The 10,413-nt window shown below is 53.3% G+C and carries 9 protein-coding genes, 1 other RNA gene and 1 pseudogene; 1 reads left to right on the top strand and 10 read right to left on the bottom strand.

The window, feature by feature from the left end; genetic code table 11:
- Positions 1–19 precede the first annotated feature (19 nt).
- The 7 genes and pseudogenes from mnmA to T260_RS125230 all read right to left on the bottom strand — a co-directional run.
- Positions 20–592 (bottom strand): annotated as a pseudogene (gene mnmA / locus T260_RS0120750) (tRNA 2-thiouridine(34) synthase MnmA); the annotation flags it as partial.
- 14 nt (positions 593–606) lie between these two features.
- Positions 607–1,749 (bottom strand): cysteine desulfurase family protein, encoded by a 1,143-nt coding sequence (locus tag T260_RS125205; protein ID WP_011232041.1) that lies wholly within the window; start codon positions 1,747–1,749, stop codon positions 607–609.
- A 27-nt stretch (positions 1,750–1,776) separates the two neighbouring features.
- Positions 1,777–2,193 (bottom strand): cysteine metabolism transcriptional regulator CymR, encoded by a 417-nt coding sequence (gene cymR, locus T260_RS125210; RefSeq protein WP_011232042.1) that lies wholly within the window; start codon positions 2,191–2,193, stop codon positions 1,777–1,779.
- A gap of 19 nt (positions 2,194–2,212) precedes the next feature.
- Positions 2,213–2,437: a hypothetical protein gene (locus T260_RS125215; RefSeq protein ID WP_011232043.1), complete on the bottom strand. Its 225-nt coding sequence runs from the start codon at positions 2,435–2,437 to the stop codon at positions 2,213–2,215.
- Positions 2,438–2,477: 40 nt separating this feature from the next.
- Complete coding sequence (locus T260_RS125220) at positions 2,478–3,773, bottom strand: replication-associated recombination protein A (protein ID WP_011232044.1); 1,296 nt, start codon at positions 3,771–3,773, stop codon at positions 2,478–2,480.
- Positions 3,774–3,880: 107 nt separating this feature from the next.
- Positions 3,881–4,741 (bottom strand): TetR/AcrR family transcriptional regulator, encoded by an 861-nt coding sequence (locus tag T260_RS125225; protein ID WP_011232045.1) that lies wholly within the window; start codon positions 4,739–4,741, stop codon positions 3,881–3,883.
- Between the two features lie 97 nt (positions 4,742–4,838).
- The gene (locus tag T260_RS125230; protein ID WP_011232046.1) at positions 4,839–7,886 is read right to left on the bottom strand and encodes an efflux RND transporter permease subunit; all 3,048 of its coding nucleotides are present in this window, start codon (positions 7,884–7,886) and stop codon (positions 4,839–4,841) included.
- A 180-nt stretch (positions 7,887–8,066) separates the two neighbouring features.
- On the opposite strand from T260_RS125230, the gene T260_RS125235 reads away from it, so the two are divergent.
- Complete coding sequence (locus tag T260_RS125235; RefSeq protein WP_014196405.1) at positions 8,067–8,717, top strand: RsfA family transcriptional regulator; 651 nt, start codon at positions 8,067–8,069, stop codon at positions 8,715–8,717.
- 143 nt (positions 8,718–8,860) lie between these two features.
- Here the strand turns inward: T260_RS125235 and T260_RS125240 are convergent, their stop codons facing one another.
- The 3 genes from T260_RS125240 to T260_RS0120745 all read right to left on the bottom strand — a co-directional run.
- Complete coding sequence (locus T260_RS125240) at positions 8,861–9,625, bottom strand: tRNA threonylcarbamoyladenosine dehydratase (RefSeq protein ID WP_014196406.1); 765 nt, start codon at positions 9,623–9,625, stop codon at positions 8,861–8,863.
- Positions 9,626–9,776: 151 nt separating this feature from the next.
- Positions 9,777–9,963, bottom strand: a non-coding RNA gene (gene ssrS, locus T260_RS1000000139010) — 6S RNA.
- Between the two features lie 75 nt (positions 9,964–10,038).
- Positions 10,039–10,413, bottom strand: a 375-nt coding sequence (locus T260_RS0120745; RefSeq protein ID WP_031213052.1) for an amino acid--tRNA ligase-related protein, incomplete at its 5' end; no start/stop codon positions are given.

The raw sequence follows: 10,413 nt of genomic DNA, 5'->3' as shown, positions 1-10,413 counted from the left end.
GTTTCCCGGCTCAAAAGTTGGCCGAAAAGAGCCCAGCCTCTTTGGCGATCCGGCGCACGTCCGCTTTCTGCAAATGGCCGATCGGAAACATCACTTTCGACAGCTGAGCTTGGCCGAGCTGGTTTAAAAAGTACGTTTGGTCTTTGTTCGGGTCGGCTCCACGCAGCATTTTATATTCGCCATCGCGAAACTCGACGCGGGCGTAATGGCCGGTTGCGATGTAATCGGCGCCGATCGACATGGCGTGCTCTAAAAACGCCTTGAACTTAATTTCCTTATTGCACATCACGTCCGGGTTCGGCGTGCGCCCGGCTTTGTATTCATTCAAAAAGTACGTAAACACTTTGTCCCAATACTGTTTTTCAAAATTGACCGCATAATACGGGATGCCGATTTGATTGCAAACGCGCACGACGTCTTCGTAGTCCTCAGTCGCCGTGCAAACGCCGTTTTCATCGGTGTCATCCCAGTTTTTCATAAAAATGCCGATCACATCATATCCTTGTTCTTTCAATAGCAGCGCAGCGACCGACGAGTCGACCCCGCCGGACATGCCGACGACGACGCGCGTTTCGTGCGGCGCTTTGTTCATGCTGTTTCCCCCCTTTAGCGGTTTGTGAGCCGCTTTATGATCTTCACTGTTTCCTCGGCCGCCCGCTCAATTTGTTCCATCGTATTGCCGAGCCCGAAGCTGAAGCGCACAGACGAACGGATGCGCTCCGACTCTTTTCCGCACATCGCGACAAGCACGTGCGACGGGTCGATTGACCCGGCGGTGCATGCTGACCCGCTCGAGGCGGCAATGCCGGCTAAATCCAAGTTCACGAGCAGCGATTCGACATTCGTTCCCGGGAAGGCGACATTCAAAATATGCGGCAGGCCATCCGGGCGGCCGTTGACCGCATAGTCGATCCCTGAGGAGCGGAAAATCGCAAGCATCGCCTCGCGCCACGCCGCATATTGCCGACGTTTCTCTTCCCTTGTTCGCTCAGCGATTTCCGCCGCCTGCGCCAAGCCGATGATGCCGGGGACGTTTTCCGTGCCGGCGCGCCGCTTCCGCTCCTGTTCGCCGCCGAAAAGGAGCGGAGTGATGCGGACCGTTTCCCGGACATACAAAGCCCCGCTTCCTTTCGGGCCGTTGATTTTATGAGCGGAAATCGACAGCAAATCGATCCCGTATTCATTCACATCGATCGGAAGAAGCCCGTACGCCTGGACGGCGTCCGTATGGAAATAAGCCGGATGATCGCGAAGCAGCGCCCCGATTTCGCGAATCGGCTGGATCGTGCCGACTTCGTTGTTGGCAAACATGACCGACACCAAAACGGTCTCATCGCGCAGCGCGGCCTTGACATCCTCGACCGATACCGTCCCTTGTTCGTCAACGGGCAAATACGTGACCTCAAACCCTTGCGTCTCTAAATATTCACAAGCGCGCAGCACCGCATGATGCTCGATGGCGGTTGTAATGATATGATTGCCGCGGCCGCGGTTCGCTATGGCCGTTCCGATGACCGCAAAGTTATCCGCTTCCGTGCCGCCGCTTGTAAACACAATCTCCGTCTCTTTCGCCCCAATCGAGCGGGCGACAACAGCCCTCGCTTCATCGACCGCGCGGCGGCTCTGCCGTCCAAAATGATGGATGCTTGACGGGTTGCCGAACTGTTCCGTCATCCACTGGACCATACCGGCAGCTACGTCTGGATGGACCGGGGAAGTTGCCGCATGGTCCAAATAAATCCGTTCCAACGGTCATTCTCCTTTCCTTTCTGTTGCTTAAATATAAAACATATATGCCCCTTCATCCCCGTCGCTATACTTCGCCAAATCTTCGAGCGTTGTGCTGTCGAGCACTTCCTCGACCGCATCGCGGATGCGAATCCATAGCTCGCGCTTCGCCGGCTCTTCCTCCTCGAGCTCCTCGACCGGGGTCAGCGGCCCCTCCAACACGCGCAAAATGTCGCCGGCGGTGATTTTCGCCGGATGCTCAGCGAGCACATAGCCGCCATACGCTCCACGAATGCTTTTGACGAGCCCGGCGTTGCGCAACGGCGTGACGAGCTGCTCTAAATAATGTTCAGATAAATTGTTCGCCTTGGCGATCGAACGAAGCGAGATCGGACGATCGCCATATTTTTTGGCCAATTCAATCATAATCGTCAAGCCATATCGGCCTTTCGTCGAAATCTTCATTCATATCCCTCCTAACCGCTTAACCCTTGCGTCCGAGTGCCGGCGGCCGGTCCAAGCAGGCGGCTTGCGACCTTTTGGCATTGCGGCAGCGCCAAGCCGGCATCGAACCGATCGTCACACAAAAAAGGAACGTGCCAAACGACACCGGGCCGCCGAGCAACCAGCCGGCCAACAGCACGAACGCTTCGATCCCGATGCGAATGTACGCCACGTTCCATCCGGTCAGCTCGGTCAAAGCGAGCATGAAACGCCTGTGTTATTATATCATAAAAATCCCTTTCCCTTCACGGCTGAACCTTGACCTCTTGTTTCAACTGCTCAAGCCGCCGGTACACCTTGGCGTAATGTTTTTCCTCGCCATGCTCTTTCGGTTCATAATAGCGGACGCCTTCCAGAGCGGAGGGCAAATACGCTTGCGCCACCCAGCCGTTCGGATAATCGTGCGGATACAAGTAGCCTTGTCCACGCCCGAGTGCAGCCGCCCCTTTGTAATGAGCGTCTTTTAAATGATCCGGAATATCGCCAAGCTTGCCGGAACGGACATCGGCAATGGCAGCGTCCAGCGCCTTGTAAGCACTGTTGGATTTCGGGCTTAAACAGAGTTCAATCGTCACAACCGCGAGCGGAATGCGCGCTTCCGGCAGTCCGAGGCGTTCCGCCGCTTCGACCGCTGCCTGTACTTTCACTCCCATCATCGGATTGGCAAGTCCGATGTCCTCATAAGCCATCACAAGCAATCTCCGGCAAACGGACGCCAAGTCTCCGCCTTCAAGCAGACGGGCCAAATAATGAAGCGCGGCATCGGCATCGCTGCCGCGCACGCTTTTTTGAAACGCGGACAACAACGAATAATAATGATCGCCATATTTGTCATGGGTAAAACCGCGGTTTGCGGTGCATGAAGCCACGATATCCTCATCAATATACAAGCGGCCGTGGCGCTCATCGGCAGCCGCAACCGCCGCCTCCAGAAGCGAAAGCGCGACGCGCGCATCCCCACCGGCTGCCTCGGCGATGCGCCATAACAACGACTCGTCAATGACAACCGGCGGCTCGCCGACCCCTCGTTCCGGATCAGCGAGCGCCCGCTTCAGAATGATCATGAGGTCATCCGGCTTGAGCGGTTTCAGTTGTTGGATTTGCCCGCAGCGGCTGCGAATGGCGGGATTGACCTCGTGAAACGGGTTTTCCGTTGTGGCGCCAATCAAGGTCACGAGCCCGGATTCGAGATGCGGCAACAAAACGTCTTGCTGCGCTTTATTCAGCCGATGGATTTCGTCGATAAACAACACGACGTTCCCTGACCAGCGCGCCGCTTCGACTGCCTCTTCGATTTCCTTTTTGCCGGCGGCCGTCGCATTGATAGCGACCCATTCGCGCCCGGCGGTGCGGGCAATGGCGTAAGCGAGCGACGTCTTCCCTGTCCCCGGCTCTCCGTAAAGCAAAAGCGATGGAACATGACCTTTTTTGACCATTTTATAAAGCGGCGTACTAGGGCCAATGATGTGCTGTTGCCCAACGATCTCATCGATCGTCCGCGGCCGCATCCGCCAAGCAAGCGGCTCCGTCGTTTTGGGCATGCCGACCCCCTCCTTGAGATTGATGACGCTATGTTCACAGACATCCTCCGATGCCGCCTATTCATTTTCGGCGAATGGGGCGTCTCCCCGTGGGAAGATCGGTGGTTTTAATAAAAATAGCGTTCAATGGCCTCCTTCAACTCATTGTACAGCGGAAGCGAGTATTTCGCCAAATAGAGCAGAAGCGCCTCCACCATAAACCGCCTAGCTGTCTCCCCTTTCTCGAGTTCTTCCTTCAATAAGCGCAGCGAGCGAAGAATATCGTCTTCAACCGGACGCAGCGCCGCCATGCGCTCTAAACAGCTGATGGCCCGTTCTTTCCATTGACTCCTCTCTTGGGTCGCCGCAGCAATGTAATCCGCCATCACCGTTTCATCGAGCAATCCCGTCTTGCCGTCAAGCAGGCTGGCAACGATGGCATCAAGCCGATCGAGCAAGAAGGGGGCAAGCTTCTCAGGAAGCAGCGGCTTTCGGTCTACCGCCAAGTAAATCAGATATTCTTTCAGCATTCCGTTGAGCATCGTCGCGCAATCAAACGAAACTGGACGCACTTGTTCGCCGTATATGTCTTCAATCGCCCGGCGATACCAGTGGAGCGTATGGGCGCGGATGCGAAACACCAGATGCTGCACCTCATGGCTCACCTTCACAGCTTGTTCGCCCAACTGCATTTGCACCAGCTCTTTATGTTCGTCAAACAGCTGGATTTGTACAGTCAACTGACGGCAAAACCGCTCGCGCGCGGTTAAGGCGGGATCAGCCTCGATTTGTTTAAGCTGGCGAAACAAGACTTCATAATGGTAGCGGAAAATCGATACAGCCAACTCTTCTTTTGATTTGAAATAATTGTAAATCGAACCTTTGGCTACTCCGCTCCGCTCGGCTATTTCCTGCATGGAGGTAGCGTGATAGCCTTTTTCGGCGAATAATTTCATCGCCGTTTCAATGATGTCCTCTTTCCGTCCCAATGTTTTCTCCTTCCTTACTCCTTCTTCATGTCCATTATAGTCGATCTTGCCATGAAAAAAAATGCCGGACGGCCCGTTATCCGGCCATCCAGCCCTGTCATTTTGCCATCGGTTCGCGTTTTGCCGTCCGGAAGAAAAACGCCTCATACATCGCAGGAATGAACACAAGCGTCAATAACGTCGACGACGTCAGGCCGCCGATGACCGTGATGGCCAGCCCTTTCGAAATCAACGTGCCGGCCTCATTCGTCAGCGCAAGCGGAATGAGCGCTGTCACAGTCGCAAAGGCTGTCATTAAAATCGGCCGCAGCCGTGTTTTGCCGGCTTCAATGATGGCGCTTCGCACCGTCATCCGTTTTTGTTCGCGGTTTTGTCCGATTCGATCCACCAGCACGATCGCATTGGTCGTCACGATGCCAATGAGCATCAACAAGCCGATCATGACGCTGATGGAAAGCGGCTCATCGGCCACATACAAAGCAAACAGCGAACCGATGGGAACAAACAAAAGGGAAGATAAAATGATCAGCGGCACCCGCACTTTGCCAAATGTAATCAGCATCGTCAAATACACAAGCCCGATGGCCGCCGCCATGGCCACACCGAGCTCGCGGAACGTCTGCACCGTCTCATCGCTTCCGCCGCCCGTTTTCACTGTGACATCGGATGGGATCTTCAAATCATTTACATGTTTCGAAATATCATTCGTTACTTTCTGAATGTTGTCGCCGACAATCTGGGCGGATACGCGGGCAAACACTTTTCCGTCCAGCTTTTGAATGGACGTATACACGTCCGCCTCTTTCACTTCGGCGACAGCTGAAAGTGGAATCACTCCGTTTCTCGTCACGATCGGAAGCTCTTTCAACTCATCGATCGATCCCAACGTTTCATCATACGAAAGTTCGACTTGCTCATCCTTGCCGCCGAGTTTCAGCGTCCCCACATCGACCGGTTTGGTCGCATCGGCCACCGCCCCCAGCAATTGCATGCCCGAAACGCCATAAGCGGCCGCCTTTTCCGGATCAATGGCGACAATCACTTGTTTTTGCTTTTCCGTCAAGTTATTCGTCACATCTTTGACATCATCGCGTTGTTTTAAATACGTCTCGACCTGTTTGGCTGCTGTTTGGAGCGCCTCCAAATCATTGGAGTATAAGTCAATATTCACGTTATTATTCGTTGGCGGCCCTCCGCTCGACATCTCTTGCACGCCCACTTTTGCCCCGGGCGCGAGCTGATTCGCGATGCGGCGCATTTCTTTTTCGAAAACGGCCACGGTTTTCGCGGTGTCAGCGCTGTCCTTTAATAGAATATAATAGCTGGCTTGATTGGGCCGCTTCAATCCTGTGCGGAAATCGCGGCTTCCCACCGCGGCGGTGACGCTCTCGACATCGCTTCGTTTTAAAAACATCTTTTCCATCTCCAACGACACATCATTCGTTTTGGCCACCGATGTGGAAGCCGGCAGTTCAATGCTCGCCACCAGCGTTTTCTGCTCTTCGTTCGGCAAAAACGTAAATCCAAGTTTCGGCACGAGCGTCAATGAACCAACCAATAGCACAACCGACAACACAAAGACAATCGCTTTATGGTTGAGCGCCCATTCAATGATTCGGCCATACAGACGCTGAAGCGCTCCTTCTTTTTCCTCTGGCGGCACACGGCGGAACGAAAATTTCGCTAAAATCGGCACAACTGTCACGGCCACCAACAAAGAGGCCAACAGGGCAAACGTAATCGTCAAGGCAAAAGGCAGGAAAAATTCCCCTGTAATGCCCCCAACAAGCCCGAGAGGCAAAAAGACGACAACCGTTGTGATGGTCGAGGACACAATCGCTTTGACAATTTCTTTCGTTGATTGCTCGACTAAATCATCGCTCATGCCTGTTTTCTCCCGGCGGACGCGGCGGAAAATATTTTCGATCACGACAATGCTGTCATCCACGACTCGGCCGACGGCGACGGCCATGCCGCCAAGCGTCATGACATTGAGGGTAATATCCATACGATTGAGAAAAATGGCCGATACAAGCAGCGAGAGCGGAATCGAGACGATGGCAATCACAGTCGCCCGAACGTTGCGCAAAAAGAGCAAGACGGCCAGCGAAGCGAACAGCGCCCCGAGCAGCCCTTCACGGACAAGCGATTCAACGGATTGTTTGATGCCAGCTGACGAATCAAACCCGATGGAATAATCAAACTGATGTTTGTAGGAATTCAGCACTTTGATCACTTGGTCTGCCACTTCAATCGTATTGGCATCTTGTTTTTTCGTCACCGCCATCGACAGCGATGGCTTCAAATTATAGCGGGTGAATTCGCTTTGCTCGTTGACTTCCTCAATCGTCGCAATATCCCCAAGCTTCACGGACGCAACGCGCTGCAATCCATTCGCCGCCATAGGAACAGCTGTCGGCACGAGCTTCAGATTTTTCAACTCATGGATGGTGTTCAATTTTTCCTCGACGCGAACAGGAATTTGCCATGTATCGGTTTGCAACGTTCCAGCCGGGAACGCCAACACCTTTTCATTGATTTGGTTTTTAATCTCTGACAAGTTCAATCCCGCCTGAGCAGCCTTTTTCCGATCGACTGTGATCCGGATGAGGCGCTCGCTGTCTCCACCGATCGAAACGGAATTCACCCCGTCGATTTTATTCAATTCTGGAATCACTTCGGTTTCCAGCAACGTTTGCAGATCGGTTCCGTTTTTGGCAAACAAGGAAATGTTGAAAACCGGGATGGAACCGAATGAAAACCGATTGACTTCCGTTTGCACATTATCGGGCAATCCTGCCTTATCAATGAGCGATTCGACCTGCCGCTCCATTTTCTCCATATCCGTCCGAAACGGAAATTCAAGATTCATAACGGCCATTCCTTCATAGGAAGAACTCTGCATTTGCTTAAGCCCGTCAAGGGACTTCAGTTTTTCCTCGAGCTTGGCCGTGACCTCCTCATTCACGTCTTGCGGAGAAGCCCCAGGATAGACCACTTCAATCGACAACTGGGGAAATTCAATGTTCGGCAGCAAATCGACCTTCAAGGAGGAGAAGGAATACAGTCCTAGAAACATGAGCAAAAACGAACATACAAACACAGCTGCCGCATTTTTCAAACTGAACCTGGTCAAAAACGTCATCATGCCACCTCTCATCCCACGATTTTGACCAATCAGTCTAATTGTTTTGAACTGACCGGTCATACAAAACTATTTCTATGATACATGAAAATGGGAAAAATGAAAAGGGCGAAGTTTAAAGTGGAAATCAAACGGAAAAACTATGACCATATCAACATTACCATTGATGGGGTGGACAACATGAAAACAAGACAGGATGCTTGGTCACATGAAGAAGATGTACTGTTGGCTGAAACGGTGCTGCAATATATACGCGAAGGAAAAACGCAACTTGCCGCTTTTGAAGTCGTTGGGAGACAACTGCACCGCACAGCGGCAGCATGCGGATTCCGTTGGAACGCCGAGGTGCGCAAACGGTACCTTGAGGCGATCGAACAGGCAAAAAAGCAGCGGAAAGAACGGAAACGGGCGCTCGAAATGATGAAAAAGTGGCAAAAAGACAGTACGGTTGCTGCTTGGAGTCCTTCTGGAGAACGGGATGGCGCCGAAGGGTCATCGCCTTTTCTCCCGGCGGCCCCATTGACACTGGAGCAGTGCATTTCATTTTTGCAAACATTGCGGCGCGGCATCGAGGAGATGGAAGCGATCCGCCAGGACAACGAGCGCCTGAAACGCGAGCGGGCGGAATGGCAGACGCGGAACGAACAGCTTGCTCAAAAACTCGAACGCCTTGAAACGAGGCAGACCACCGTGCAAGAAGATTATGAAGCGCTCGTGAAAATCATGGCCCGCGCCCGCCAGCTCGCTTCCGAAGAAGGCGACCGCTTCTCTCTTGCCCAGCTGTTTGCCGCCGAGGCGAACGGATCGAACGAATCGCTCGCCCATTCATAAAAAAAAGAAGGTGCCCCAACAAGCATCGGGACACGTTTTCACCGCTGGAACGACGGACAGCGCCCGCTAACAAACCGGTGAATGCACCGATGTTCACAGGAATCTCCACCTTCCCATTTTGTTCGAAATGAAGGTGGAGTCGTTCAATCGTCGCCAACGCGCCTTATGGGAATTCCCTCTAATAGACGATGAATCACGTAGGAAGCCATAATGAGCCCGGCAACTGATGGAACGAAAGCATTCGAAGACGGCGGCATTTTCGCCTTGCGGATCGGCGAAGCGTCATTGCCGACGACCTGGCGGACATCTTCGCGGATTTTCACCGGCTTCTCGTCGGAAAAGACGACCGGAATGCCGCGGCGGATCCCTTCTTTGCGCAGCTTGGCGCGGATGACTTTCGCGATCGGATCGGTGTGTGTTTTCGAAATATCGGCAATGCGGAACCGGGTCGGATCCATTTTGTTCGCCGCACCCATGCTGGAGATGATCGGAATGCCGCGCTTGAGGCATTGTTTCATCAAATGCACTTTGTACACAATCGTGTCGGACGCATCGATGACAAAATCCAGATCATAGGCGAAAAATTGCTCATACGTCTCTTCCGTATAAAACATTTGCAAAGCGATCACCTCGCACGCCGGGTTGATGTCGGCGATGCGCTCTTTCATGAGCTCCACTTTCGGACGCCCGATGGTCGAGAGCAACGCATGGATTTGCCGGTTGATGTTGGTGATATCGACGTTATCGCGATCAACAAGCACCAATCGGCCAATGCCGGAACGGGCGAGCGCCTCGACGGCGAACGACCCCACGCCGCCGACGCCAAGGACGGCGACGGTGGCGTTTTTTAAGCGTTCCAACCCTTCAGGGCCAATCGCGAGTTCATTGCGGGAAAATTGGTGCAGCATCGTTCTCCTCTCCGTTTGCTTCAAAATTGATGTTTATGCCGCTTTTTATCCTACCATCAAGACAGCAAAAGAGGCAACGGCATTTTGCTGGCAAAACAAAACCCCTATGCGGCCATCCGCATAGGGGAAATGTTGTTGATTCCTTAATGTCGCCAGTCCCAATCGTGCCGTCGATGCCTTCGTTTTGAACCCGCTCTCCCATAGGTGGGTGCCCTGTTCCAAGGTTTGCGCTTCCCCTGTGACGAAGAGGCGTGCACGCCGCTTGGAAACCCCGAGCTCCCGGATCATAAACTGTTCGGTCAAAACGATCAGTGATCCGACGAACACATTAGGACGGTTGTTAGTTTTATTGTAACACATTTTTCAGCCTTTGTGAACATCTATTGCCAACGTTTCTTTTTCAGATGCCGCTGTTACTCGTTTTCCGGAAGCACAACCGCCAAGTGCAGCTCCTCGAGCTGCTTGTCGCTGACCGGCCCCGGCGCTTCGGTAAGCAAGCAGCTCGCGCTCGCCGTTTTCGGAAACGCGATCGTATCGCGCAAGTTCGTGCGCCCAGCGAGCAACATCACCAGCCGGTCAAGGCCAAGCGCAATGCCGCCGTGCGGCGGAGTGCCGTATTCAAACGCCTCAAGCAAGAATCCGAACTGGCGGCGCGCTTCTTCTTCGCTGAACCCTAAGGCGCGGAACATTTTTTCTTGCACGTCCCGCTCGAAAATGCGAAGCGAGCCGCCGCCAAGCTCATAGCCATTTAAGACGAGATTTTTCGGCCCTTTTTTAAAGCAAGGCGG

It is taken from the genome of Geobacillus thermopakistaniensis, from assembly GCF_000498995.1.
Classification (GTDB): domain Bacteria; phylum Bacillota; class Bacilli; order Bacillales; family Anoxybacillaceae; genus Geobacillus; species Geobacillus thermoleovorans.
The sequence above is the reverse complement of the archived record's forward strand: the minus strand, read 5'-3'. Positions and strand labels throughout refer to the sequence as shown.